The 26,628-nt window shown below is 72.2% G+C and carries 21 protein-coding genes; 9 read left to right on the top strand and 12 right to left on the bottom strand.

What is annotated here, in order from left to right:
- Window positions 1–80: 80 nt before the first annotated feature.
- The 9 genes from OG707_RS31110 to OG707_RS31070 form a co-directional block, all read right to left on the bottom strand.
- Window positions 81–434 carry a nucleotide pyrophosphohydrolase gene (locus OG707_RS31110; RefSeq protein ID WP_329124178.1) on the bottom strand — a complete coding sequence of 118 codons (354 nt, stop codon included), beginning with the start codon at window positions 432–434 and terminating at the stop codon, window positions 81–83.
- Window positions 427–1,566 (bottom strand): AAA family ATPase, encoded by a 1,140-nt coding sequence (locus tag OG707_RS31105; RefSeq protein ID WP_329124176.1) that lies wholly within the window; start codon window positions 1,564–1,566, stop codon window positions 427–429. The genes OG707_RS31110 and OG707_RS31105 overlap by 8 nt, the downstream gene beginning before the upstream one ends.
- A 55-nt stretch (window positions 1,567–1,621) precedes the next feature.
- Window positions 1,622–2,026, bottom strand: a complete 405-nt coding sequence (locus OG707_RS31100; protein ID WP_329124175.1) for a cell division protein SepF — start codon at window positions 2,024–2,026, stop codon at window positions 1,622–1,624.
- A gap of 51 nt (window positions 2,027–2,077) precedes the next feature.
- Entirely contained in the window at window positions 2,078–5,551 is a 3,474-nt protein-coding gene (locus tag OG707_RS31095; RefSeq protein ID WP_329124173.1) for a phosphodiester glycosidase family protein, read from the bottom strand.
- A 122-nt stretch (window positions 5,552–5,673) separates the two neighbouring features.
- Complete coding sequence (locus tag OG707_RS31090) at window positions 5,674–6,156, bottom strand: hypothetical protein (protein WP_329124172.1); 483 nt, start codon at window positions 6,154–6,156, stop codon at window positions 5,674–5,676.
- A complete protein-coding gene (locus OG707_RS31085; RefSeq protein WP_329124171.1) occupies window positions 6,153–7,589 on the bottom strand; it encodes a sensor histidine kinase in 1,437 nt (478 codons plus the stop codon). Before OG707_RS31085 ends, OG707_RS31090 begins: the two co-directional genes overlap by 4 nt.
- Complete coding sequence (locus OG707_RS31080; protein ID WP_329124169.1) at window positions 7,586–8,275, bottom strand: response regulator transcription factor; 690 nt, start codon at window positions 8,273–8,275, stop codon at window positions 7,586–7,588. Before OG707_RS31080 ends, OG707_RS31085 begins: the two co-directional genes overlap by 4 nt.
- A gap of 22 nt (window positions 8,276–8,297) precedes the next feature.
- Window positions 8,298–9,944, bottom strand: a complete 1,647-nt coding sequence (gene murJ / locus OG707_RS31075; RefSeq protein WP_329124167.1) for a murein biosynthesis integral membrane protein MurJ — start codon at window positions 9,942–9,944, stop codon at window positions 8,298–8,300.
- Entirely contained in the window at window positions 9,941–11,098 is a 1,158-nt protein-coding gene (locus OG707_RS31070; RefSeq protein ID WP_329124164.1) for a lipid II:glycine glycyltransferase FemX, read from the bottom strand. The genes murJ and OG707_RS31070 overlap by 4 nt, the downstream gene beginning before the upstream one ends.
- A 157-nt stretch (window positions 11,099–11,255) precedes the next feature.
- Between OG707_RS31070 and OG707_RS31065 the strand changes: the two genes are divergently transcribed.
- From OG707_RS31065 to OG707_RS31050, 4 genes are all read left to right on the top strand, one after another.
- Complete coding sequence (locus OG707_RS31065) at window positions 11,256–12,446, top strand: L,D-transpeptidase (RefSeq protein WP_329124162.1); 1,191 nt, start codon at window positions 11,256–11,258, stop codon at window positions 12,444–12,446.
- A 50-nt stretch (window positions 12,447–12,496) separates the two neighbouring features.
- Window positions 12,497–12,898, top strand: a complete 402-nt coding sequence (locus tag OG707_RS31060; RefSeq protein WP_329124159.1) for a VOC family protein — start codon at window positions 12,497–12,499, stop codon at window positions 12,896–12,898.
- Entirely contained in the window at window positions 12,895–13,407 is a 513-nt protein-coding gene (locus tag OG707_RS31055) for a mycothiol transferase (protein ID WP_329124157.1), read from the top strand. Before OG707_RS31060 ends, OG707_RS31055 begins: the two co-directional genes overlap by 4 nt.
- Window positions 13,408–13,488: 81 nt before the next feature.
- Entirely contained in the window at window positions 13,489–15,408 is a 1,920-nt protein-coding gene (locus OG707_RS31050; protein WP_329128073.1) for an NAD-binding protein, read from the top strand.
- On the opposite strand, the gene OG707_RS31045 is transcribed toward OG707_RS31050, so the two are convergent.
- Entirely contained in the window at window positions 15,405–16,928 is a 1,524-nt protein-coding gene (locus tag OG707_RS31045; RefSeq protein WP_329124155.1) for a sulfatase-like hydrolase/transferase, read from the bottom strand. The genes OG707_RS31050 and OG707_RS31045 overlap by 4 nt on opposite strands.
- A gap of 256 nt (window positions 16,929–17,184) precedes the next feature.
- On the opposite strand from OG707_RS31045, the gene OG707_RS31040 reads away from it, so the two are divergent.
- On the top strand, window positions 17,185–17,778 hold the full coding sequence (locus tag OG707_RS31040) for a TetR/AcrR family transcriptional regulator (protein ID WP_329124153.1): 594 nt from the start codon (window positions 17,185–17,187) through the stop codon (window positions 17,776–17,778).
- Window positions 17,779–17,784: 6 nt separating this feature from the next.
- Here the strand turns inward: OG707_RS31040 and OG707_RS31035 are convergent, their stop codons facing one another.
- Window positions 17,785–18,720, bottom strand: coding sequence for an SDR family oxidoreductase (locus OG707_RS31035; RefSeq protein ID WP_329124151.1), 936 nt, complete (start codon window positions 18,718–18,720; stop codon window positions 17,785–17,787).
- Window positions 18,721–18,811: 91 nt separating this feature from the next.
- Here OG707_RS31035 and OG707_RS31030 point away from each other — a divergent pair, with 91 nt between their 5' ends.
- Together OG707_RS31030 and OG707_RS31025 are read left to right on the top strand one after the other, a co-directional pair.
- On the top strand, window positions 18,812–19,378 hold the full coding sequence (locus tag OG707_RS31030; RefSeq protein ID WP_329124149.1) for a TetR family transcriptional regulator: 567 nt from the start codon (window positions 18,812–18,814) through the stop codon (window positions 19,376–19,378).
- Between the two features lie 48 nt (window positions 19,379–19,426).
- Window positions 19,427–20,038 (top strand): DUF4126 domain-containing protein, encoded by a 612-nt coding sequence (locus OG707_RS31025; protein ID WP_329124147.1) that lies wholly within the window; start codon window positions 19,427–19,429, stop codon window positions 20,036–20,038.
- Between the two features lie 5 nt (window positions 20,039–20,043).
- Here OG707_RS31025 and OG707_RS31020 read toward each other — a convergent pair whose 3' ends face one another.
- On the bottom strand, window positions 20,044–23,097 hold the full coding sequence (locus OG707_RS31020; RefSeq protein ID WP_329124145.1) for an ATP-binding protein: 3,054 nt from the start codon (window positions 23,095–23,097) through the stop codon (window positions 20,044–20,046).
- A 143-nt stretch (window positions 23,098–23,240) separates the two neighbouring features.
- On the opposite strand from OG707_RS31020, the gene OG707_RS31015 reads away from it, so the two are divergent.
- Entirely contained in the window at window positions 23,241–25,805 is a 2,565-nt protein-coding gene (locus OG707_RS31015; RefSeq protein ID WP_329124143.1) for an FtsX-like permease family protein, read from the top strand.
- Between the two features lie 55 nt (window positions 25,806–25,860).
- Window positions 25,861–26,628 (top strand): ABC transporter ATP-binding protein, encoded by a 768-nt coding sequence (locus OG707_RS31010; protein WP_329124141.1) that lies wholly within the window; start codon window positions 25,861–25,863, stop codon window positions 26,626–26,628.

The raw sequence follows: 26,628 nt of genomic DNA, 5'->3' as shown, positions 1-26,628 counted from the left end.
CCCAGAGTGAGCGAGCGCAGCCCGGAAAGCCAGGGGAATCGGGAAATCTGTGGACACGAAGCCGGTTGTGGACAACTCCGTCACTTCGAAGAGTGACGATCCTGATGATCCGGCACAGGAAAGCGGTGCTCATTCCGGTCGATCTTGGCTGAAAGCGCCTCCAGCACATCGATCCCCAACACCTCGCAGAACTGCAGGAGATAGGCCAGTACGTCGGCGACCTCGTCCGCCACCCGGTGCGCCTTCTCCGGGTCCTCCATCACCCCGGCAGACTCCTCGGGCGTCAGCCACTGGAAGATCTCCTGAAGCTCCGAGGCCTCCACGCTCAACGCGGCCACCAGGTTCTTCGGCGTGTGGTACGGCCCCCAGCCCCGCGCATCGGCGAAGGCGGCGAGCCGCTCCTGCAGGGCTGCTACATCACGTGGTTCAGTCACGGCTCAGGTCTACCACCGTCACGCCCGCCGTCTCACGCGCGTACGCGGCGGCCGCCGACGCATCGCCGACCGCCCCCACCAGCCGCCGGTTGTCCCTGGCGCAGGTCCGGGCCGCCAGTTCCAGAAGCTCCCGCGACTGCCGCGCGTCCAGGCACCGGTCGAAGCCGTCGAGCAGGAAGGTGAGCGACTGCAGCGCCTCCGGCACCTCGTGCGCCGGGTCCATCGCCAGGACCCGGTCCCCGGTGAGCAGCACCAGGGCGAGCGCGAGGTATCTCAACTCGCCGTCCCCCAGCCGCTCCAGAGGGGTTTCGCGCTCCCCGCCCCGGCCGAGCACCGCGCGTACCGTGCCGTCGGCGAGTTCCTCGGCCAGCAGTGTCTCCACGGGTCCTGCGCAGCCTGCCCGTGCGGCGGCGACCAGTTCGCGGAAGCGGATCGCGCACTCGGACTGCGTACGCAGCACGACGGCGGCCAGGTTGTCGCAGCCGTTCTCCAGCCGTCCCGTGCCCACCGTGACCCGGCCCCGCATGCGCTGCGGCTGCGGATCGCACACGTACACCGACCGCAGGGCCACGACCGTCTGTTCGGCGGCGGCCAGCACCTGCAACTGCCCCTCCGTCTTGCCCGCGACGCGCAGCGGCAGCAGCGCCGTGCCCAGCAGGTCGTCCGGCAGCGGCGCCCTGGTCACGGGAGCCGCGCCCGCCGTGTGCCAGGCCGCCTGGACGGTGGAGCGGCCGGGGTCGCGCAGCGCGGTCGTCAGCAGCATCTGCCCGCCGCAGCTCAACCGTTCGCCCGCGATGCGCAGTTCGGGCTCCGCCTGTACGGCGAGATCGAGGCGTACGGATCCGGCGGGCCCCTGGACCGTGCAGCCGATGCGGAATCCCCTGCGCCCCTGCGTGTCCGGCTCCGCCCCCTCCGGCACGCAGCCCGCCGGGTCGGGGAAGGCCTCGGCCAGGGTGTCTCCGGCGCCGAGCCGGGCGAGGGCCTCGTACGCCTGCAGCACCGTCGACTTGCCGCTGCCGCCGGCCCCCGCGAACAGGGTCACGGGGGCCAGCGGGAACACCGCGCCGCGGTGCGTTCTGAAGGCGGCGAGCCGCAGTTCGGTGACGGTCGGCAGCGCGCAGGTTACGTCCATGGTCGGACCGTATGCACCCGCCGAACTGCCGAACCGTTACACCGCGTTGACCTTCCTACGATCGGGGGACGGCCTCGGCCGCGATCCCTTCCACCTCCGTGCCGACGGGGGCGAGCAGGAAGACGTTCTTGTCGACCCGGTGCATACCGCTGCCGAGACCGAAGACGACCCCGGTGCTGAAATCCAGGATCCGTTTGGCCACGGAGATGTCCGCACCGGTCAGGTCGAGCAGCACCGGAATCTGCGCGATGAGGTACTCGGCGACCTCGCGGGCGTCCGCGAAGACCTGCACTCTCAGCACGACGAACCGGCGCTGCTCCTCTGCGTACTCGGTGGGGAGGGTCCGGTGGTCGACCCGTGAGGGCCACTCGTTCCGGCTCCTCAGGGGCACGACCTGGGCAAGCCCTTCCCACTGCTCGTCGGTGGCGTCGAACTGGTCGTATCTGCCGTACCTGCTCACCGGACCGCCTCGGTTGGACTCACTATCTGCATCAGTCGATGATGACCCCTCTCACCCGTTCAGCCCAACACCGACACGGGGCTGCACGCGGATCGTCGCCTGCCTGGTCACCCCGTTGACCTTGAGCGTCACGGTCAGCGGGCCCGCCCGACGGGGTGTCAGCACTCCGGTCGACGGGTCGATGGAGGCGCCGCTGCCCGGGCTCACCGACCAGTCCGCGCTCACCGGCCAGGCGACCGGCACCGTACGCCCGGACTGCTCCACGCTGCCCTTCAGCCCCACCGACTGGCCGACCGTGACGGTCGCGGGTGCGTCGAGCGTCAGCTCGTCGACGTGCGCCCTGGTCTGTACGGAGATCCAGTCGCCCGGCCGGGAGCCGCGGTCGACGCCCACCAGGGACCAGCCGGTGAAGCCGCCCTCGGCGGCCGGTGCGGCAGGGTTCTTGCCGGAGTTGCCGTTGATCAGATACGGCACCCCGTCGACGTGCGAGGCGTGGAAGACCCCGACGTGCCCGCCGATGAACACGGCGCCCTTGCCGCTGCGGTGCTGGAACTCCGAGAGCCAGTTCTCCAGGAGTGCGGCCTCCTTGCGGTCGTTCAACTGGCTGCCCGCCTGCGGGGTGGGGTCGCGCGGCGGTACGTGCTCGATGACCGCCACGGAGCCGACCGCCGGGTCGGTCGCGGCCGCGTCCAGTTGCTTGCGCACCTCCTTGACCTGTGCGAAGCCTCCGCCGCGCAGGGTCAGTGACGAGGTGTCCACGGTGATGAAGCGGGTGCCCTTGTGGTCGAACGTGCGCTGTGCGGGGCCGAATTCGGCGGTGAAGGTGGCGATCGAGCCGCCCATCACCTCGTGATTGCCCGGCACGTAGTACCAGGGAACTGCCGTGCCCAGCTCTTCGTTCAGTATCTGGTGGGCGAATTTCAGGTCGGCGGCCGACCCCTCGTCGACGAGATCCCCATTGATGACCAGGAAGTCCGGCTTCGCCGCCCGGATCTCCTGGAGGGTGCGGCGCGCCTGGCGCACGATGTCGCTGTCCGGTGCCCGCGCCACGAACTGGGCGTCGGACATCACCGCGAACCGCCAGTCGCGGTGTCCGACCCTGGCCGCGGTCTGGATGAGCGGGTCCGCGACCACCGGTTCGGCCGGCAGGTCCACGTCCGGCGGGAGCTGTGCGTGGAGGTCGTCGATGGCGATCTGCCCGGTGTACTGCTGGGTGGCCACCGTCTCGGCGATGTAGAAGCGGTAGACGCTCAGCGGGTAGGCGACCCCGGCGGGCACGGTGAAGGTGACCTGCTTCCAGCCGGTCCAGGTGATGTACGGGCCGCGCAGCACCTGGTCGGTGCCTGCCGCGTCCTTGAGGTGGAGGCTCGGCCAGGAGCCCTTGCCGTCGCCCTTGATCCAGAGGGTGAAGGACTGCGGCTGGCCGGGGACGGCGATCTGCTGCGGCGGGTTGGCGTAGGCGGCGCGGGTCGCGGTGTCCTTGCCGAAGTCGTAGCTCATGGTGAGCGCGGTGCCGGTGTGGCCGTCGGCGCTCGCGGCGACCGAACCGGTGGCGCGGGCGGCGGTGAAGGTCCACTGTGCCGCGTCGTCGTACGAGGCCACCTCGCGGTCGGCGAGACCGATGGTCACCCCGACCGTGGTGCCCTTCCCGCCGACCGTGGCGGTGACGAGCCCCGATCCGCCGGCGGTCTTCGCCCGGACGGTGAAGGACCCGGTCGCCTCGTCCGCGGTGATGTCGAACAGGTCGTGGTCGTAGGCGAGTTGTACGTCGCCGGGCTCGATCGGCGCACTGTCGCCGCGCGCGTCGAGGCCGACCAGCCCGAAGCTGCCGGTCGCCGCGGGGTCGGCGAGTCCGACCTTGCGGGTGGTGGACGTGATCCGGTCGAGCGGGTCGAGGACGGTCATCCGCAGGGAACCCTTCGCGGCACCGTTACGGGCAAGGGCGTCGGTCGTGCCGGTGCGGCGGGCGCTGAACACGCCGTCCGGGGAGACCCTGCCCACGTCGGGACGGGAGGTGCGCCAGCCGGGGCGGCCGGACGCGGGCCCGTAGGCGGCGTCGTAACCGGTGGCCGTCAAACGGCGCGTCAGGCCGGGGAAGACACGGTCGGGGTGGCCGCCCTTGACCGGGTCGACGGTGGGCGCCGCCGCGGCGGAGGCCGTGGTGGCGACCGCGTACCCCTTGAGCCGTCCGGTGCCGGTGGGTGCGGTCACGGCGATGCCGGTGGCGTCCGCGCGTTCGGAGCCGTCGGAGGGGTTGTTCTCGACGACCGTCCCGGTGCGGCCCGCCTCGCGGGCGAGCAGGACGGAGGAGCCGCCGCCGTCGAGGTTGAGGGCGCTGTAGGCGCCCAACTTCTTCATCATCAGGGCGAGTTCGGTGAGGGTGGTGCCGCCGCTGTCGGCCTGGCGGCCGTCGACGACCAGGACGTGCATCGTCAGTCCGTCCTTGGAGAACCCGACGGCGGTGCGCGGCGCGGTCGCGTTGTTGGGCCTGCCCTCCCAGTTCTGCGCCTGTCCGTCGACGACCAGCAGTCCGGATCCGCCGACGGCCGTGCGGGGCACGGATCCGCCGTCGGTGCGCGGCTCGTAGGCGGTCGCCACGGCGTCGCCCGGCTTGAGCGCGGAGAGCACGTCGGCGCCCGCGTCGCGTCCGATCAGCACCGTCTCGCCGTCGGGTATCGCGCCGCTGCCGGCCTTGTCGTTCACGGAGACGACCTTGCCGTCCACGACGTCTGCCTCGACGACCTTCGACGATCCGTCGACGGTCTGCGCGCGGTCGGCCTCGCCCCACTGCGGGGTGTAGAGGCCGATGCCGCCGGCCGGGACGTCGGCGGCGTTGTACGAGTCGAGTCGGTGGGCGCCGTCGGGGAGGGTGAGGGTGCCGTCGAAGGTGAGGTTGAGGATGCGTCCGGCGGCGTCCGCCGGGTCGGTGGCGGAGCCGAAGCCGAGGGAGGTGTTGTAACCGGCCTTCGCGGAGTGGTCGATCACGCCGTTCGCGATGCCGAAGCCGAGCGGGGCGCCGGTCTGGTTGATGTCGAAGAAGTCGGCGTTGGTCGCGGCGACCGTCGTACGGCCCTTGCCCGCGTCGTGGTGGGCGACCATCTGCGAGATGGTCTCGCGCCGGGAGACCTTGCCGGAGGAGAGGTAGTCGACGCGGGCGCTGCCGCCGAGGTCGACGGAGAGGGCGTCGGCCCGCAGCCACTTGTCCGATTCCATACGGTCGAACTTGGTCAACGTCACGCCCTGCGCGAGGGGTTGGGACGACGAGGCGGTCTCGATGCCGTCGCCGTCGACGACGGCGTCCGGGGAGAGACCGCCGTCCGGGGCGCTCGCGGCGGGCGCCGATATCGGGCGGAGGACGTCGGCCCCGGTGACCGGGCGTACGTCGACGGAGGGGCCGGTGTCCGCGAGGGCGGGTGCGGTGGCCGCGAGGGTCCCGGCGAGCGTCAGGGCCGCGAGTACGGCGACCGGTCTGACGCGTCGGCGGTGGCGGGAGCGGCCGGTGCGTATGTGGGCGGACGAGAGCAAGGTGGACCCCCTGAGTCTGGTGCGACGGCAGGCGTGTGCAGCGACTCAGGGTTCCAGGGGGACGGGTGTGCTCCAAGGGGTGGCGCATGAATTGCCCGGGAACAGCTCGACCGCGGCCCGCTTCAGACCAGACACGACGCGCTGCCGGTGTCCTCGTCGCTGCCGTCGATCCGCACGGTCGTCACCCCGCTGCGCCCTCCGAGATACGCGGCCGTGCACACCAGTTGCTGGCGGGCGACAGCGGAGAGTCCGGCCACCGGACCGTGCATCCTGAGCACCACGTCACCCTGGCCCCGCTCCAGATCTACCCAGGCCCGGACCGCGGGCAGTTCCGTACGGAGCCCCGCCGCCTTCTCCGACTGCGTGGGGCCCGCGAACAGCATGGCGAACACCTTGACCGGGGAGGCGTTCGCCGTGTTCGACCGCACCACGGGCATCAGCCGGTCGGGCCCCTGAAAGTACAGCGTCACTCCTTCGTGGCCGGGCGTCCCGATCTGCGCGGTCGCCGGATCCCCGACCTCGACCACATCGGTGGACCGTATGCCGCAGCCGCCCACGAGGAGCACGGCGGCCAGCACCGCGGCCCAGCGCCGCGCCTGCCTCACTGGGCCTCGCCCACGGGCAGTTCCACGGTGAAGACCGCCCCGCCCGCAGGCCCGTTCGCCGCGCGCACCGTCCCCCCGTGCAGCCGTACGTTCTCCAGCGTGATCGCGAGCCCGAGGCCACTGCCCGCCGAGCGGGTGCGCGCCACGTCCGCCTTGAAGAACCGGTCGAAGATGTTCGGCAGTACGGCCGGGTCGATGCCCGGTCCACTGTCGGCCACCTCGACCGCAATCCCCTCGGCGGCCGGGACCTCGTACAGCCGCACGGTCACCGGCTGCGACCCGTGACGCAGCGCGTTGCCGACCAGGTTGGCGACGACGATGTCGAAGCGGCGCGGGTCGAGCATCGCCCGTATCCCGTCCGGGAGTTCGATGCTCACCTGCCCCTCCCAGTGCCGCCGCTGGAGCGTCTTGCGGATCATCTCGGCGACGTCGACCTCGTCCGTGTGGAGCTCCGCGGCCTTCGCGTCGAAGCGCGAGATCTCCATCAGGTCCTCGACGAGGGTGGCGAGTTTGCCGGTCTCGGCGGAGATCAGCCGGACGGCGGCCGCGGTGTCGGGTGCGAGCCGGTCGGCGTCCTCGTCGAGCACCTCGGTGACGGCGAGCATCCCGGCGAGCGGGGTGCGCAGTTCGTGCGAGACGTCGGAGGCGAACCGCCGGGCCCGCGCCTCCGCCTTGCGCAGCTCCTCGACGGACCGCTCCAGGGCGATCGCGGATTCGTTGAACGTCCAGGCCAAGTCGGCGAGTTCGTCGGAGCCCTTCACCTCGATACGGGTGTCGAGCGCGCCCTTGCCCATGCTGCTCGCGGCCCGTCGCAGATCACGCACAGGACGCAGCACGCTGCGCGCGGCCAGCAGCGCGGGCACCAGCGCGACGGCGAGGGCGGGCAGGGCGCCGTCGCGCGCCGCCGTGACCATGGCGTCGATGTTGGCGGCCTCGGTGTCGAGCTTCATCACGGCGTAGAGGACGATGCCGGTGCGCTGTTGGTTCTCTCCCTCGCCGAACATCACCGGCATCCCGACGGTCAGCCAGGGCGTACCGCCCTTGACCACCCGCTGGAAGGAGCCGTGCGCGCTGGTGCGGGCCTGCTGCCGCAGCTGGGCCGTGACCACGCCGGAGGTGGGGCGGTCGGAGGAGGACGCGGTGATCTTCCCGTACTCGCCGAAGACGATCCACGGGCGCGGGCGGCCCTGCCAGGCGAGCGCGGTGCAGACCTGCCGCAGCGAGACGGTGGTCATGGGCAGGGTCAGGTGCTGGGCGGCGATCTGGTCGCGGAACGCGGCGACGGCCGAGTCCTGCGCCTGCTGCAGGATGGTCGAGCGCGCCTCCCGGTAGGTGAGGGTCGCGGTGGCGGCCGCGCTGATGGCGGCGACCAGGAGGAAGGCGGCGATCAGCCGGGAGCGCAGGCCGAGGCGGCCGCGGAGGCGGCGTCTCACAGCGGTCCGAAGCGGTAGCCGAAGCCGCGCACGGTCTGGATGTAGCGGGGGGTCGCGGAGCTGTCCTCGATCTTCTGGCGCAGTCGCCGTACGCAGGCGTCGACCAGCCGGGCGTCCCCGTGGTAGCTGTGCTCCCAGACCGATTCGAGGAGCTGCTGGCGGCTGAAGACCTGTTCGGGCGAGGCGGCGAGGTACAGCAGCAGCTTCAGTTCGGAGGGGGCGAGCTGGAGGCGCTCCCCCGCCTTCGAGGCGCTCAGTCCGTTCCGGTCCAGGGCGAGTTCGCCGTGGAACTCGGGTCCGGGGCGGCCTCCGGGGTCGGCGAGTCTGCGCAGGACGGCCCGGATGCGCGCCTCTATCACCTCGGTGCGGGCGGGTTTGACGATGTAGTCGTCGGCGCCCGCCTCCAGGCCCACGACCACGTCGAAGTCGTCGCCGCGTGCGGTCAGCATGATGACCGGCAGCAGGCTCGTCTCCTCGGTCTCGCGGATACGGCGGCAGACCTGCACCCCGTTCATCCCGGGCAGCATCAGGTCGAGGAGGACCAACTCGGGCTGGAACGACTTGAGTTCACCGAGTCCCGCCTCGCCGCTCTCGGCGGCGCGCACCTCGTGGCCGCGGCGGCGCAGCCCGAGCTCGACCCCTTCGCGTACGGAAGGGTCGTCTTCGATCAGGAGCACGCGTGGCATGGCTTCGTCCGTCCCCGGTGGTTCAACGGCTTCTGCGGCCGCGGAGTCTGGTGATCATGGTGTTGAGCTCGGTGAGCCCCAGCGGCCGGGCGAGCAGCGCGAGGACCGCCAGGAGGGCGACGGTTCCGGTACCGGCCGCCGCGAAGTCCCCGAGCGGGGCTGCCGTGCGGGCGGTGCCGTACGCGAGGAGGGCTGCGGGCAGCGCGGCGAGCAGCAGCATCCCGTGGGCGCGCAGGGCCGGGGAGCTCAGGAGTCCCGCGCCGCCGAGCCGGCGGCCGAGGGTGTACGCGGTGACCGCGCAGCCCGCGAAGAGCGCGAGGGAGTAGGCGGCGGCCATGCCGGTGACCGCCCAGCGGGCGGGCAGCAGCAGATACGCCGCGTAGGTGAGGGCGGCGTTCGTGCCGGCGATGACCAGGTTCAGGAAGAACGGGGTGCGGGTGTCGCCGAGTGCGTAGAAGCCGCGGGAGAGGACGTACTGGCCGGAGAGCGCGATCAGTCCGGGCGCGAACGCCATCAGCATGCCGGACATCACGGTGATCTCTCCGGCCCCCGTCTGCCCGTATTCGTAGACCGCGCCCAGCACCCAGGGCGCCAGCGCGAAGAGCGCGCAGGCGGCGGGGACGATGGCGGCGGCGCTGGTCCGCAGGCCGTACGAGATGTCCCGCCGGACCGCGGCGAGGTCGCCGTCAGTGTGGCTGCGGCTCATCCGCGGGAGCAGGACCGTGACCAGGGAGACGGTGATGATGCCGTGCGGGACCATCCAGAGGAGGTTGGCGTTGGTGTACGCGGCGTAGCCCGCGCCGCGTACACCCGCGTCGGCGGCCCGTGCGCCCGCGGTGGTGGAGAGCCGGGTGATCACCCAGTACGCGGCCTGGTTGGTCAGCACGAGCAGCACCAGCCAGCCGGCGGACCGCAGCGGCCGGGCGAGCCCGCTGCCGCGCCAGTCGAACCGGGGCCGCCAGCGGAAGCGGGCCGCGCGCAGGGAGGGGATCAGGGCTAGGGCCTGGACGGCGATTCCGGCGGTGGTGCCGTAGCCGAGGAGGCGGGCGTCGGCGTCGCTGAGGGTGTCGCCGCCGCCGGTGGCGGTCGCGAGGAAGAGCCCGAACACCCCTATGACGACCAGGTTGTTGAGGATCGGGGTCCACATCATGGCGCCGAAGCGGCCGCGGGCGTTGAGGACCTGGCCGAAGAGGGTGAAGAGGCCGTAGAAGAGGATCTGCGGCAGGCAGTAGCGGGCGAGGGCGACGGTGAGGTCGGCCCTGGCGCCCGTGTAGTCGGTGTAGAAGCCGATCAGCCAGGGGGCGGCGAGCACGGCGGCCGCGGTGATCAGCAGGAGCCCGGCGGTGCAGGCGGTGAGCAGCCGGTCGGTGTAGGCGGCGCCGCCGTCGGCGTGCTCCTTGGCGGCGCGCACCAGCTCGGGCACGAAGACCGCGTTGAGGGTGCCGCCGATGAGCAGGGTGTAGAGGATGTTCGGGATGTTGTTGGCGACCGCGTACCCGTCGCCGAGGAACGCGACACCCAGGGCGGCCGCGACGACCGCGGACCGTATGAACCCGGTGGCGCGCGAGACGACGGACCCCGCGGCCATGACGGCCCCGCTGCGCAGCACGGAGTCCTTGGCCTTGGACCGCGCGTGCCGGGGCCCCGTCCCCTCGGTCACCGCCGTCATCTGCGGGCCAGATAGGCCTGGAAGGCCCGGTACAGCGTGTTGTTGGCAGCCCCGCCCATCGACATCTCCCACTCCCCCAGCGTCTCGACGGCCTGTCCGCCGGTGCCGAGCTTCCAGCGCAGCAGGCCGAAGGACCGGTCGCCCGGATCAAGGGTGGAGGGTACCCCGCGCATGTCGTACACCTGTGCACCGAGTCCGAGTGCATCGCGCATCATCTGCCACTGCAGGGCGTTGCTGGGCCGTACCTCACGGCGGTGATCGGCCGACGCTCCGGTCTGGTACCAGGCGCGGCCCCCGGCGACGATCAGCGTGTGCGCGGCGAGGATCTCCCCGTCGTGCACGGCGAGGTAGAGCCGCATGCGCCCCGGGCACTCGGCGTTGAGCACGGCGTACTGGCGCTGGAAGTACGCGAGCGAGCGCCCGAGCCGGAAGCCGTCGCGCTCCTCGGTGATCTGCAGCAGCCGGTAGAAGTCGGCCAGTTCGTCCGCCCCGCCCTGGACCACCCGCACTCCGGCACGGTTGGCGATGCGTACGTTGCGCCGCCACTCCTGGTTGAGCCCGGCCCACAGCTCGTCCGCGCTCCGCCCGGCAAGGGGCACCTGGAAGACATGGCGGGGCTGGGCGTCGGCGTCCCCGTCGTCCCCGCCGCAGCGCTTCCAGCCGCGCGCCCGCAGCCGCTCGGCGACGGCGGACCCCAGCGGGTCCACCTCGGTCGCCAGTACGTCACCGATCCTGCGCCCGGGCCCGGTGGACGCCTTCAGCCGGGCGGCGTCCCAGCGGCGGTACGCGGGCGAGGGTCCTATCCGTACGGCGAAGGCGCCCGCCTTCCGCAGATGCGCGAGCAGTGGCCCGAGCCAGCGGTCGATGTCCGGATCCTCCCAGTCCGCGACGGGCCCTTCGGGAAGATAGGCGAAGTATTTACGGGTGCCGGGGAATTGCCGGTAAAGGACAAGAGCTGCCCCGGCCAATTCGCCTTTCCCCGTCGCCCATCCGACCCTTTCGGCACGCCACTGGCTTTTCACCTCGGCCCAGGACGGATATTGCAGGAAACTCGCCCCCGGCCGTCCGTCGAGGAAGGAGCGGTACTCGGCGGTGTCGAGGCTGCGCATGCCGAGCTCCACATCGCGGTCGCCGGTCACCAGGAGTGCTGTCATGCACAGGATGTTCACAGCGGTCCATGACCGGCCCGAGCGGCGCATGTGACGGGACGGTGACCGTTGCTCACCGGTCGCTGTCACACGGTGAATTGCCGGATTTCCGGCGGCGGACGCGTCCTACAGTCCGGGGAAATACCCTTACGGAGGAATCCAGTTGAACCCCATACGCAGAAACGCGGTCATAGGCGCCGTGCTGTGCGCGACCGCCGCACTCAGTGCCTGCTCCGGCACTGCGTCCGCCGGCGGTTCCGGAAGCGGCACTGACGGAAAGGCCCCGGGAAAGACGGCGGCGGCCCCCGCGAAGATCACCGTGAATCTCACCGGACAGCAGGCCAGGGCCGGCACCCCGGTGAAGGTGACACTCGCTGCGGGCACCCTCGACAACGTCACGGTGACCGCGGACAAGGGCGGGAGTCTCGCGGGCACGCTCTCCCCGGACGGAAAGTCCTGGACCTCGGCCCGCAGCGCGGCCCCCGGCACCGGCTACACCGTGCGGGCCGCCACGGCGGACGGCGGCACCGCGCAGGCGGCGTTCGCGACGGCTGCGGCGGACCGGGTCAACAAGGTCACCATGTCCCCCGCCAAGGACACCGCGGTCGGCGTCGCCCAGCCGCTGTCGATCGTGTTCGACAGCCCGGTCGGGAACAAGACGGCGGTGGAGAAGCAGCTGAAGGTCACCACCTCCAACAACACCGAGGGCTCCTGGGGCTGGATCAAGGACTACTCGGGGCGCGACCGCGTCGACTGGCGCCCCAAGGAGTACTGGAAGCCCGGCACGAAGGTCTCTCTCCAGGCCGATCTGAACGGTGTCGACACGGGCTCGGCGGGCGGTTTCTTCGTACGCGACTACAGCACCCGGTTCACCATCGGCAGAGACCAGTTGAACAAGGTCAATCTCGACACCAAGAAGATGACGGTGTACCGCGACGGCCGCAGTGTCCGGCAGATCCTCGTCTCGGGCGGCACTCCGGGCGGCGACACGCGGTCCTGGCGGGGTACGGCGGTCGTCCTCGCACGGGAGGGCACGATCAAGATGCGCTCGGAGACGGTCGGGCTCGGCCACGCGTACAACCAGATGGTCGACGACTCCATGCGGCTGACCTGGTCGGGGATGTATGCCCATGCCGCCCCGTGGAACGCGCAGTTCCTCGGCCGCGCCAACCGCAGTCACGGGTGCATCGGCATGAGCGACGCCGACGCCGGCTACCTCTTCGGCATCACCCAGGTCGGCGACCCCTTCGAGATCACCGGAGCCGAGACGAAGGGCGTCGTCGCGCCCGGGAACGGCTACGGCGAGTGGAATCTCAACTGGGCGGACTGGCAGGCGAAGAGCGCCCTGCACTGATCGCGTCCGCCTGTTGCCACGGCGCGTCCGCCGGGGAGATCCTTCCGGTCATGAGCGACACCGCAGAAGACCGCGCCTGGCCCAGAGGCATCAGCGCCATCACGCTCTTCACCGAGGACCTGGAAGCCACACGGCAGTTCTACCGCGAGGTCTTCGGACTTCCGGTGGTCTACGAGGACGCCAACTCGGCCGTGTTCGGCTTCGGGGACACCCTCATCAACCTGCTCCGGATCTCCGAGGCGCCCGGGCTGATCGGGCCCGCGCGCGTCGCGGACCCCGGGGCCGGGGCCCGCAGCCAGTTCACCCTGACCGTGGACGACGTGGACGCGATGTGCGAGGAGCTCGCCGCACGCGGCGTGACCCTGCTCAACGGGCCGATGGACCGGCCCTGGGGAATCCGGACCGCCAGCTTCCGGGACCCCGGCGGCCACATCTGGGAGATCGCCAAGTGACCGTCCCCGCAACCCCGGACGCCGAGTCGCGTGCGCTGCTCACCTCCCTGGCGGGGCAGCGCCGCCACATCCTGGGCATCATCGAAGGGCTGGACGCCGACGCGCTGCGCCGTCCCGTGCTGCCCTCGGGCTGGAGCTGTCTGGGGCTCGTCCAGCACCTGGCGCTCGACGTGGAACGGTTCTGGTTCCGCGCGGTCGCGACCGGCGACCAGGAGGTGATCCGCGCGCTGGACGACATCGACGACGCCTGGCAGGTGGACCCCGCCGTCCCGGCCGACGACGTACTCGACCGCTACCGCAGGGAGACGGAGCTGGCGGACGCCGTGATCACCGCGACGCCCATGGACGCCGCCCTGGCCTGGTGGCCCCACCACCTGTTCGGCGACCCGCACCTGCACAGCCTCCGTGAGGTCGTGCTGCACGTCATCACGGAGACCGCGGCCCACGCGGGCCATCTGGACGCGGCCCGCGAACTCATCGACGGGCACCGCTGGTTGGTCCTCACGTAGAGCTGTACGGCATGCTCTGATCCCGTGTCCTCACTTCCGCACCAGCAGCAGCCGGCAGGCCCCGCAGACCCCACGGGCCACATGGTCGTCTGCGGCGACGACACCCTCGCCCACCGGCTCGCGGCCGAACTGCGCGAGGTGTACCGGGAACAGGTGACCCTCGTCGTACCGCCGCTGGCCGAAACCTCCCTGGCGCAGCTGCCGTTGACCGGGCGCGCCAGGGCCTCGGCTCTCCTCGGCCGGGTGTCGGCTGTGATGAACCGTACGGAGCCGAACCGTACGGACGAGACCCCTGCCGCCGCACCGGCCCCCGAGGCGACCGAGCCGACCGACGAGGTGCTGATCGCGGCCGGGGTCGGCCGGGCCGCCGCGCTGGCGCTCGTCTACGAGGACGACGAGACCAACATCCGCGGGGCGCTGATCGCCCGCCGTCTCAACCCCCGTCTGCGGCTGGTGATCCGCCTCTACAACCGCAGGCTGGGGCAGTACCTGTCGGAGGTCCTCGACCAGGCCGCGGCGCTCGCCGACCCGGATCTCGACCGGGCGGTGCTCGACAGGTCGACCACGGTCCTGTCCGACGCGGACACCGCCGCCCCCGCTCTGGCGGCCTCCGCGGTGGCCGGCACCAGCAAGGTCGTCCAGGCCGACGGCGTACTGCTGCGGGCGGCCGACCGGTCCCCGCCCGAGCCCGGCGTGAGCGCCGATCCGGGTCTGTACACGCTCGCCCTGCTCTCCTCGACCGCGGTGAACCCGGCCGGCTCGGAAGGCGCGGAGGGCAGCGGCGCCGACGGACCCCAACTCCTCCCCGACGAAGCCACGGTGGCCTCCGCGACCGGGCGCGGCACCGTGGTCCTGGAGGCCGTCTCCCGCCCGGGCCCCGCCCAGCCCGCCGCGCGCCTCACCGACCGCGGCGTCCCGCTGGGCCGGCTCTTCTCGCGCCGGCTGCGCTGGTCGTTCGCCGGGATCACCGCGGCCGTCCTGGGCCTGACCATCGCCTCCTGGCTGACCTCCTCCGACAACAACCACTTCCTGCACGCCGCCTACCTCACGCTCCTGGACATCTTCGCGATCGGCGACCCGGCCGTCGACGAGCCCCTCAGCCGCCAGATCCTGCAGCTCTGTTCGGGCCTGACCGGCCTGCTGCTCCTGCCGGTCCTGATCGCCGCCGTCCTGGAGGGCCTCGGCACCTTCCGCTCCAGCTCCGCGCTGCTGCGCCCCTCGCGCCGGCTCTCCGGCCATGTCGTCCTGCTGGGCCTCGGGAAGATCGGCTCCCGCGTCCTGCTGCGGCTGCACGAACTCGACATCCCCGTCGTCTGCGTGGAGGCCGACCCGGAGGCCCGCGGCGTCGGTCTCGCACGCCATCTCCGCGTCCCCACCGTCATCGGCGACGTCACCCAGGAGGGAGTCCTGGAGGCGGCCCGCGTCCACCGGGCACACGCCCTGCTCGCCCTCACCAGCTCCGACACCACCAACCTGGAGGCGTCGCTCGTCGCCCGCTCGCTCGATCCCGAACTGCGCGTCGTCATGCGCCTGTACGACGACGACTTCGCCACGGCGGTCTTCCGCACCCTGCGCGCCGCACACCCCGGGGCCCTCACCCGCAGCCGCAGCGTCTCCCACCTCGCCGCGCCCGCCTTCGCCGGGGCCATGATGGGCCGTCACATCCTGGGCGCCATACCGGTGGAGCGCAAAGTGCTGCTCTTCGCGGCGGTGGACGTGGCGGGCCACCCCCAGCTGGAGGGCCGTACGGTCGCGGAGGCGTTCCGCCCCGGCGTCTGGCGCATCCTCGCCCTGGACACCGCGGCCCCCGCCGACCGCGCCCCCGACCTGCGGACCCAGCACGGCACTTCGCGCCCGCGCACCCTGGTCTGGGACCTCCCCGGCACCTATGTCCTGCGCCCCGAGGACCGCGTGGTGCTGGCCGCGACCCGCCGCGGCCTGGCCGAACTCCTCGGCAGGGGCGGCGCGCAGGCCCGTACGGCCGCCCCGGACCGGGCCTAAGAAGTGACGCGCGGAGCCTCCTTGCGGCGGACGGCCTCCGTCGCCTCCAGACCCGTGGCGTAGTCCAGCTGCCGGGGCTGGTGACCGGGGTCGGCGGGGCGCCCTCGGGTCATCCCGTCGTACGCCCAGGTCGCCTCGCGGGCGTCCGCGCGCCAGGGCCTGCGCTCCCAGTACGTGCCCCGGAACGGGTCCCGGGTCTCGTTCATCCACTCCAGGAGACGGTCGTGCAGCCGGTCGCGCGGCCCCGAGTGCGCCGGATGGCCGATCAGGTTGCGGAGCTCGCCGGGGTCCTCGGCGAGGTCGTACAACTCGTCGTCCGACAGCAGATTGACGACCAGCTTGTACCGGCCGTCGAAGACTCCGCGCATCGGCTGGAAGCCGCCGAACCCGTCGTGGTCGACCTCGTACCGCCCGAACTCCACGAAGATCTCGGCATTCACCCGGTGCTCCGCGTCGGCGAGCGCGGGCAGCAGGCTCCGGCCCGCCAGGAACTCCGGGATCTCCATGCCCGCGTGGGCGAGCACGGTGGGGGCGAGGTCGATGTGCGAGACCGGATGCGGGCCGACCGTGCCGGGGACGGTGGTGCCGGGCAGTCTGATCAGCAGCGGCACCCGGGCGATCTCGTCGTACATGGCAGGGCCCTTGGCGTGCAGCCGGTGCGAGCCGAGCATGTCGCCGTGGTCGGAGGTGTAGATCACCAGCGCACCTGGTGCATGGAGATCGACCGCGTCGAGGACCCGGCCCAGCTGACTGTCCACGAACTCCTGCGCCGCGAAGTAGCGGGCGTCGCGGCGCTCGTACCCGCCGGAGCGGTCCTCGGCCAGCCGCGGCCCCGCCCACACGCGCTGGTGCTCGGGCTTGCCCTCCAGACCGTCGAGCACGTTCTCGTCGTGGGGGAAGACGAAGTCCCGGTAACGGTCGGCGAATTCGGGCGGTGTGATGCCCGGGTCGTGCGGTTCGTCGTACGACACCACGAGCAGGAAGTCCTCGTCGCTGTGCTGCTCGATGAAGTCCATGGCCCGCTCCGTGCAGCGGTGGGCGTACGTGAACCCGCTCTCCACGCCCGGGTCGTCCACGGTGTCCGGGTCCCGGGAGGCGAGCCGCTCCTCGGGGGTGAGCTCCTCGAGATAGCGGCGCATGTCGTACCAGTACTCGGGGTCCCAGCCGTCCGGGCAGCGGCCGTTGCCGAAGTAGTCGGTGCCGTCGAGATGCCACTTGCCGATGTATCCGGCGGCGATGTCGTGCGCGCCGAGCCGCTGTCCGAGGGTGGGGACGCCGAGGCCCGGCGCGAGGCTGTTGGACCAGGTGCCGTTGGAGTGCGGCCAGGTGCCGGTGAAGAGCGCCGAGCGGGCGGGCGCGCACACGGGCTGGGTGGTGTACGCGCGCTCGAAGCGGGTGCCGGTGGCGGCCAGCCGGTCGAGGTGCGGGGTGCGGACCCCGGTCTCGCGGTAGCTGCCGAGCATGTCCCAGCGGGTGGCGTCGGTCATCAGCAGGACGGTCTGGCGGGGCGGTGCGGTCATGGCGGAATGCGGTCCTCTCGGCTCGGAGGACCAGTCTCGGCCGACGGGGGCGGCGACGGCCATGGACAAAGCCGCGCAGTACATGGACGGGACGGAACCTGCCCCGCCGGTCCCTGACCTGCGCCGGCCTGTGCGCTCCCCCCGGTCCGCACAGACGGACGCAGGCCCGGGACACCGGGCCAGTCTGACCCATCGACCCCACGCATTGGAAGATCTTTCTAGAAAAGCGTTCTACTCCTCTACTCTGATCACCACCATGAGTCCCAAGCAGCAACGCGGCGAGGAAACCGCCGACCGCCTCCTGGACGCCGCACTCCGTGTGTACGCCGAGTCCGGCGAGCAGGGCGTCACTGTCAGCGCCCTCACCCGGGCCAGCGGTGTCAGTCTCGGCAGCCTCTACCACCACTTCGGGAGCGTCGACGGCCTCATGAACGCGCTGTTGCTGCGCTGGCTCGGCCGCCTCCTGGCCGACCTGGGCGCGGCCGTGGAGCGTTCCCGTACGGCCAGGACCGGCATCCGTGCTCTCGTACGGAGCTATCTGGCCTTCGTCCAGGAGCACCCGGACGCCGCCGGGCTTCTGCACTCCTCGTACGCCGACCGCCTCGGCATGGCCCAGGCCAGGGCGCTCCGCGACGCCCAGGAGGCGAGGCTGTCGCCACTGGCCGCCTGGGTGCAGCAGCACATCGATTCGGGTGAACTCGCCGTGCTGCCCGTGCCCTTGATCGAGGGGCTGGTGATGGGGCCCGTCGTCGCGACCGCGCGCCGCTGGCTGTCCGGTGTCGGCGACGTCGACCTGGACGAGGCCGCACGCGTCCTGCCCGAGCGGATCTGGCGGTCCCTCGCCCCCTGAGAGCGGTCAGGCGGACGGGGCGGCGAAGTAGTGGCCCTTGTCGAGGTCCTCGACGAGCCCGGGCCCGACCGGCTCCCAGCCCAGCAGTTCACGGGTGTACGCACTGGAGGCAGGCGTGTCCAGGCCGAGGAAGGCGGCCAGCCAGCCGAAGTGCGCGGCCGCGTCGTCGGGTGCGACCGGGGCGACGGGCAGGTCCAGTTGGCGTCCGATGACCTCGGCGACGGCGCGGATCGGCACTCCTTCGTCCCCGACGGCGTGCAGGACGGAACCGGCCGGGGCGTTCTCCAGCGCCAGCCGGAAGAGGTGCGCCGCGTCGGAACGGTGCACGGCGGGCCAGCGGTTGGCGCCGTCGCCGATGTAACTGGAGACGCCCTTGTCGCGGGCGGTGGCGACCAGGGTGGCGACGAAGCCCTGGTCCCCGTCGCCGTGCACGGTCGGGGGAAGCCGTACGACCGACGCGCGGACGCCTCGGTCCGCGAGCGCCAGCGTCGCGTGCGCGTTGGCCAGCCGCTGGGCCGGGGCGCCGGCCAGGTGGGCGCCGAGCGATGCGGGCGTCCGGCCGTCCTGCTCGGTCGCGAGCCGCCCCGGCGTCAGCCCTCCCGTACCCGAAGCGATGAGGAAGGGCCGGTCGGAGCCGGCCAGCGCCTCGCCGAGGGCGTCGATGGCACGCCGGTCCGCCGCGGCGGCCTCCTCGAAGCCGCCACTGAAGGCGATGTCGTGCTTGAAGGCGAGGTGGATCACGCCGTCGGAGGCGGCGGCCGCGCCGCGCAGGGTGTCGAGGTCGTCGAGGGTGCCGAGGACCACCTCGGCGCCTGCCTCGGTCAGGGCGGCGGCCGAGGCGTCGGAGCGGGCGAGCCCGACGACCCGGTGACCGGCCCCGATGAGCTCGGGCACGACGGCGGAACCGATCCAGCCGGACGCGCCGGTGATGAATACACGCATGGGAGAAACCTCCGCACAGGAGCCGATGTCAGCAACTGTCATCAACCGTAGCACTCCATGTCAGTGACTGTCATCACGTAGGATCGGACCCATGGGTCGATGGAAACCGGACGCGCGCGGACGTCTTGAGCAGGCGGCACTGGATCTCTTCGGCGAGCGCGGGTTCGAGCAGACCACCGCCGCCCAGATCGCCGAACGCGCGGAGCTCACGGAGCGGACCTTCTTCCGGCACTACGCGGACAAGCGCGAGGTGCTCTTCGGGAACGCCCACGAGTTCGAGCAGGTCTTCGTCGACGCCCTCGCCGACGCCCCGGAGAAGGCTTCGCCGATCGACGCGATGGCCACGACGCTGGAGGCGGCAGCGGCCCTCTTCCTGGAGCGTCACGAGTTCGCCCGCCGCCGCCAGGCCGTCATCATGGCCAGCACGGAGCTGCGCGAGCGCGAGCTGATCAAACTCGCCTCGCTCTCCGCCGCACTCGCCGCCACCCTGCGCCGGCGAGGCGTCAGGGACCCGGCCGCCGCCCTGACGGCGGAGGCGGGCATGGCCGTCTTCAGGGTCGGGTTCGAGCGCTGGGTCGGCGACAGCGGGGAGCGGGATCTGGTGGAGTACGTACGGGAGTCGCTGGCCGAGCTCAGGGCCGTGACCGCGGGCGAGTGACCGCGGGAGCCCAGGCGCGGAGCCCGCTCACTGGATACGCTCTTGTCCGTGTCCGTACTGCCCCTGGTCTTCACCAGCGGCTGGGCGAGCGGCATCAACGCGTACGCGGTGGTCCTGCTGCTCGGCCTCTTCGGCGCGACCGGGATCACCGACGAGGTCCCCGAGTCGCTGCAGCGCCCGGACGTCCTGATCGTGGCCGCGGTGCTCTTCCTCTGCGAGGCCGTCGCCGACAAGATCCCGTACGTGGACTCGGCGTGGGACACGGTGCACACCGTGATCCGCCCGGTGTCGGGCGCGGTCGTGGGTGCCCTGCTCGCCGGGCAGAGCGGTTCGCTCTCCGACCTGGCGGCGGGCGCGGTCGGCGGCTCCACGGCGCTGGCCAGCCACACCGTGAAGGCCGGCACCCGGATGGCGATCAACACCTCGCCCGAGCCGTTCTCGAACGTCGTCATGAGCACGGCCGAGGACCTCGGGGTGGGCGGCATCGTGACGTTCGCGATGTTCTATCCGAAGGCGGCCGCGACGATCGCCGCGGTGCTGCTCGTCATCGGCCTGGTGGTGCTGTTCTTCCTGATCCGGCGCATCCGCCGCTTCCTGCGCCGCCGGGCCCAGCGGCGCGAGGAGAAACGAATGGCCCGCGAGGCGCCGCCGCCTCCTTGACCGTGTCAGTCCAGTGCCGTGACGGCGAGATGGAAGGGGCACTCGGTGGTGCGGTGGAGGGCGGGCCCCGCGGTGAGTTCGGCGAGGCGCGTGCGCAGGGCCGGATTGTCGGGGTGGTCTTCGCGCAGGGGGATCAGGCACCGCAGGGGCAGGATCTCGGACTGCGGGCGACCCGATTCGCGGGCGTCCCGCAGAGCTTGTTCGGCTCGTACCTGGGCGAGCACGAGGTCTCCCGCCTCGGCGGCGAGGCGCGCGAGCATCGCGAGGTCGTGGGCCGCGCACTCCGGGCGCTGGGCCGCGGTGTAGCGCTCGACCGCCGTGCGGTGAAGGCGCTCCGCCACCTTCACGTCGCCCCGGGCGCGGGCGGCGAGGGCGTGGATCGTGTCGGCCGTGGCCTGCAGATACCGCTCGCCGCTGTCGGCCGCGTACTGCGCGAGGTCGTCGGCGGTGGACATGGCGGTCGGCCAGTCGTGGTCGCCGGCGGCGGCGCAGGCGAGGATGGCGAGGACGTACGCGGCCTCGTGCTCGGCGCCGATCATGGTCAGTTCGTCGTACGCGGCGCGCCAGTAGTGCACGGCGGTACCGCTGCGGCCGAGGCGTTCGTGGGCGATGCCCGTCATGATGTGGGCCGTTGCCGCGGAGTGCGGGTCGAGGCCGGTGAGCGTCTCGCGGGCGGTGACGGCGGATTTGAGGGCGGCCTCGGGGTCGTCGCCGGTAACCAGCAGTTCGCTGTGGAAGAGCTGCCACACGCCGGTCTCCCAGCGATGGTGCCGGTCGTCGAGGGCGCCTTCGGTGCGTTCGGCGACCGCGCGGGCCTCGTCGGGGCGTTCACACCGCAGATGGGTCGTGAGGGCGAGGGCCCCGACCAGGGTGAGGGCAGCGGCGTCGCCCCGGGCCTCGGCGGCGGCGAGCGCGCGGCGCAGCAGATCGGCGTGGGAACTCATCTCCGCCTGACGGGCGTTGGTGCCGAGCCAGGCGCACCAGGCGAGGGCCTCGGCGTACCAGGGCGATGCGTCGGTGGTGGTCTCCAGTGCGCGTACGAGCCGCCGGTGGCCCTCTTCGCGGCGGCCCGAGGCGAGCCAGTAGAGGGAAAGCCGGGTGGCGGCGCGCGAGGCGAGTTCCAGGCGTGCGGGGTCGGTGCCGCTCTGCAGCCAGTCGAGTGCGGCCGTGACTTCGGGGAAGGCTGCGGTGACGGCGGCGAAGGCCTCGCCGGCGCCGCCCGAGCGGATGCGGTCGGCGGCGCGGTCGGCCAGGCAGGCGACCCAGGTGCCGTGCCGGTGCAGTATCGCCTCCTCGTCGCCGGACGCGGCGAGTGCGGCCCGGGCGTACTGGCGTACGGGGACCAGCATCCGGTAGCGGGACAGGTTCACTTCGGGTTCGAAGACGAGGAGTGACTTGTCGGCGAGGTCGGCGAGGATGTCGGCCGTGCCGGGGCCCGCGACGGCGTCGGCGGCCCCGGGTGTGAAGGCGGTGCTGAACACGGACAGGGCGCGCAGGGCGGCCTGTTCCTCGGGTGCCAGCAGCCGGAAGCTCCAGTCGACGGCGGCGCGCAGGGTGTCGTGCCGGAAGTCGGCGGAGCGCAGCCGCACTTCCAGCATTCCGCGCCGGGAGCCGATCTGGTCGACGATGGCGGGGATGGGCGCGGAGCCTGCCTTCGCGGCGACGAGTTCGATGCCGAGCGGCAGCCGGTCGACGGCGTTGCAGACGGCTGTGATGTCGTCCGGGGTGGCTGCTTCGGCGGCGCGCGGCGAGAGCCAGGCGAGGCGGGCGAGGAAGAGCGCCGCCGCGTCGGGTTCGGTCATGGGCCGCAGGACGACGACGGCTTCGCCCGCGGCGCCGAGCCGCTCGCGGCTGGTGGCGAGGATGCGCAGGCCGGGGTGGCTGTCGAGGAGGCGTACGACGAGGTCGGCGCAGGCCGCGAGGACGTGTTCGCAGTTGTCGAGCAGGAGCAGTGGGTGCCTGGCGCGGCCGACGGACGCCGTCAGCCGCTCGACCAGCAACTCGGCGGGAAGGGAACCAGGACCCACGCCTGCGGCGGCTCCGACCGCCGCCGGCACGTCGTCGGGGGTGCAGGGGACGAGGTCGGTCCACCAGACGGTGGCGCCCGCCTCCCGTTCCCATGCGGCGGCGGCGAGGGCGAGACTGGTCTTGCCGATACCGCCCGCACCGACGAGGGTGACGAGCCGCGAGGTGGTCAACTTCGTCTTGAGATCGTCGAGTTCATGGCGCCGTCCGATGAACGACTCGCGGGGTTCGGCGCTGTCGTGGGCGGTGACGGCGGCCATCGGAGGCGTTTCGATCCCCCGGAGCACGGCGCGCTGTGCGGCACGCAGTTCGGGGCCCGGTTCGATGCCGAGACGGTCGCGGAGGCCGACCCGCACCTGCTGGTAGGCCTCCAGCGCCTCGGTCTGGCGGCCGCACAGCTGCAGGGCGCGGATCAGCAGGGCGTGCAGCCGTTCGCGGCCGGGCTCCTCGCGTACGCCGGTGCGCAGGGCGGCGACGAGATCGTACGGGTCCGTGAACGCGCCGACACCCGACTGGCGTGCGGCGACGGAGAGTTCGGCGTCGGCACGGTCCTCGAGCGCGGCCAGGCGCAGGGCTTCGAGGCGGGCGCGCTCCTGCTGGACGAACGGCAGGGGCTCGAATCCGGCGAGCGGGATGCCGGGGTGCCGCTTCAGCGCGGAACGCAGGAGCGCGGCCCGCTGGTCGGGCTCGGGGACGGAGCGCGCATGGGAGAGCTCGGCCTCGAGACTGCGGATGTCGAGGGTGTGCTCGGCGAGGTCGAGACGGTAGCCCGCACGCCCCGTGTGCAGCAGTTCGCCTCCGTGCGGACGCAGTCCGCGGCGGAGTTTGGCGACGGCCGTGTGCAGAGCCGCGACCGGGTCCTTGGCAGGAGCGCCTCCGGTCCACAACTCGTCCAGGATGCGCCCGCTGCTGACCCATGAAGGGGCGTGCAGCAACAGGAGCGCGAGCAGCATCTTCGGACGCGCCCCGGGGATCGCCAGGGGTGCGCCGTACGGGTCCAGGACAGCGATGTCACCAAGTAAGTGGAACTCCACGTGACCATTGGATCACGCCCAAGTCGCAGGTGTCGTCGTCCCATTGGACGAGGGGCGCTACTGCGGACAGAGCACGGACAGAGTTTGGACAGGGCGTCGAGCGAACCTGGAGTCTTCTGCTCGGAGGGGGAGGGGAGTTTTCGGTGCTGCGGCTTGCCTTCAGTACGGTACGCACGCGGCGTGCGCTGTTCCTCGGGTCGCTGGCCTCGGTGATCCTGTCGCTGGTACTGCTCACCTCGGCGGGGATCCTGCTCGAATCGGCGCTGCGCGGGCACGGTGAGGCGGACCGGTTCGCGGCGGCGGACGCGGTGGTGGTGGGTGATCCCGCGGTGGGTCTGGACAACCGCGGGCACCCGGCGGGGTTCGGCGACCTGGACGCGGCGCTCACCCCGCGCCCGCTGGTGCCCGAGAGTGTGGTCGACCGGGTGCGGTCCGTCGACGGGGTGGCCTCGGTCGTGCCCGACCGGGTTTTCTACGCGCAGGTCGTGGGCACCGACGGCACGGCGGTCACGCCGCGCGAGGGGGACCGTTCGTACGGGCATGCGTGGGACAGCGCGCGCGTGACGCCGTTCGCCCTGCGCTCGGGCCGCGCGCCGACGGGCGCGCGCGAGGTCGCCGTCGATGCGGTGACCGCCGAGCGCGGCGGGCTGCGGGTCGGCACCGAGGCGACCGTCCTCGACTCCGTCGAGGGACAGGCGCGTTACCGGGTGAGCGGCATCGTGGCACCGCCCCGGGCCGGCCTGACGAAGGATCAGTCCGCGCTGTTCTTCGCCCCGGGGACGGCCCTGCGACTGGCTCCCGACGGCGGCCGGCTGCAGGCGGTCGCGGTCTTCGCGCGACCCGGGACCGACACGTCGGCGCTGGCCGCCCGAGTACGTACGGCGGTCGGATCCTCCCCTTCGCTGAGTGTGCTCACCGACACGTACAAGGCCGAACTCTCGGGCAGTGACGTGCTGTTCATCAACACGCTGGTGTTCGTCGTCAGCATGGGTTCACTGGCGGTGTTCGTCGCACTGTTCGTGATGGCGAGCGGTTTCGCGTTCGCCGTCCTGCAGCGCTACCGCGAGATCGCGCTGCTGCGGGTGGTCGGCGCCACACCCCGGCAGGTCAAGCGCATGATCGGCTGGGAGACGCTGGTGGTGGCGGTGCTCGGCGCGGCCGTCGCCGTGCCGCTCGGCGCGCTGGCCGCAGGTCCGCTGGCGCGCGGCCTGGTGTCGATCGGGGTGGCGCCGGAGGAGCTCCATGTACGGGTCGGGCCCTGGCCGTTGGCCGGTTCCGCCCTCGCGGGTCTGGTCATCACCCGGCTCGCCGTGTGGTCGGCGGCGCGGCGTGCGGCCCGGGTCTCCCCCACCGAGGCGCTGCGCGAATCGGAGGCGCCGGACCGGCGGATGCCGTGGTCGCGGCTGCTGACGGGGTTCGCGTTCCTGCTGTTCACGGGCGCCTTCCTCGCGTTCGGGATCGGCATGGGCGGGGTGGCGGGATCGGGTCTCGCGTTCGGCGGGGCCCTGACGCTGCTGGTCGCCGCGGCCGCGCTCGGCCCCGCGCTGGTGCGGCCGCTGGTGCCGCTGGTGGGTCTGCTCGTACGGACGACCGCGCCCAGCACCGGACGCCTCGCGCTGGCCAACAGCGCGGCGTCCCCGCGCAGGGTCGCGGCCGCCGCGGTGCCGATCATCCTGATGGTGGGTTTCACGGCGTCCGCGCTGCTGATGCAGACCACCCAGCAGTCGGTCGCGGCGAGTTGGGCCGGTGAGCGGCTCGCTGCCGCGCAGGTGCTGCTGCCGCAGGACGCTCCGGGACTGCCGCCGGCGGTCGCCCGGGAAGCGGCCCGGCTGCCCGGCGTCGCGGCCGTCTCGGCGACGAGCACCGCCTCGGTCCGGGCCTCCGTACGCGCCGACGACGCGGAGAGCGCCACCCAGCCCGCGCTCGCGGCGGACGCGCACTTCGGCGAGGTGCTGAAGCCGCACGTACGGGAGGGCGATCTGCGGGGGCTCGCGGCGGGGACGGCCGTCGCCGTGAGCCAGGAGCAGGCGAAGGACTACGGCTGGCGGGTCGGTGACCGCATGAAGCTGCGGCTCCCCGACGGGACGGTGACGACCCTGCGGATCGGGGCGCGCTTCGACCGCTCGCTGGGCTTCGCCGATCTGATCGTGCCCGCTGCCGTACTGCGCGCCCACACCCCGGACGCGGTCCTCGACGCGGTGTATCTGATCGCCGCACCGGGCGCTCAACTCGACGGTGCTGTAAGCAAGTTGACCAAGCGGTGGCCCACCGTCCACGGCGCCGACCGGGCCGCGATGCGGGCCGCAGGGGCTGCCGACGCGGTGACGGAGACCTGGCCGGTGTATCTGTTCAGCGCGCTGATCGCCGTGTTCACCGCGCTCGCGCTGGCGAACGCGCTCGTCACGGCCACGCTGGTGCGGGCCGGTGAGTTCTCGGTGCTGCGCCTGATCGGGGCCACCCGGCGCAATGTGCTGGCCCTGGTGGCATGGGAGTCGGCCGTGATCGCCGGGTGCGGGGTGGTGCTCGGCGGGGCCGTCGCGTTCGTCGTCCTGTCCGCGACGAGCGTCGCCCTGTCCGGGGCGATACACATCAGCGGCCCGCCCGGATTCGTGATCGCGGCCGCCGCGGGCGCGACGGCGCTCGCGCTGGTGTCCGCACTGGTGCCGGCCTGGCGGATGTTGCGTACCGGACCAGCGTCCGCGGCATGAGCCCGTACCGACCGCTCGACCCCCCACACGATTCATGACAGAGAGTGAGAGAACAATGGCGTTCCCCGAAGAGCTGACCCGCGCCACCCAGTCCGGTGCGCCGCCCGCACTGCATCTCCGCGAGGTGACCAGGCGCTACGGACGCGGCAACGGGACCGTGCATGCGCTGCGCGGCGTCTCGGTGGCGCTGCCCGCCGGGTCGTTCACCTCGATCATGGGTCCCTCGGGTTCAGGGAAGAGCACGTTCCTGCGGTGTGCGGCCGGGCTCGACAAGCCCACGTCGGGCGAGGTGTTCCTCGGGCAGACCGACATCAGCAGGATGAGCGAGCGCAAGCTGACACTGCTGCGGCGCGAGCGGATCGGCTTTGTGTTCCAGGCCTTCAACCTGGTGCCTTCGCTGAGCGCGCAGGAGAACATCCTGCTGCCGTTCCGCCTCGCCAGGCGGCGACCCGACAGGGACTGGGTGCGTACGGTGATCGAGCGGACCCACCTCACCGACCGGCTGAAGCACCGGCCCGCCGAACTCTCCGGCGGTCAGCAGCAGCGGGTCGCCGTGGCCCGCGCCCTGGCAACGCGCCCCGAGGTGGTGTTCGCGGACGAGCCCACCGGGGCGCTCGACCTGACGTCCGGGCACGAAGTGCTCTCGCTGCTGCGGGAGATCGTGGACTCCATGGGACAGACCCTGGTGATGGTCACCCACGATCCGAACGCGGCGGCACGCGCGGACCGGGTGCTCTTCCTCGCGGACGGTTCGATCGTGGACACCATGGACCGGCCGTCCCAGAACCGCGTCGCGGACCGTATGTCCCGGCTGGGGGCCTGA

The organism is Streptomyces sp. NBC_01465, assembly GCF_036227325.1.
GTDB lineage: Bacteria > Actinomycetota > Actinomycetes > Streptomycetales > Streptomycetaceae > Streptomyces.
The sequence above is the reverse complement of the archived record's forward strand: the minus strand, read 5'-3'. Positions and strand labels throughout refer to the sequence as shown.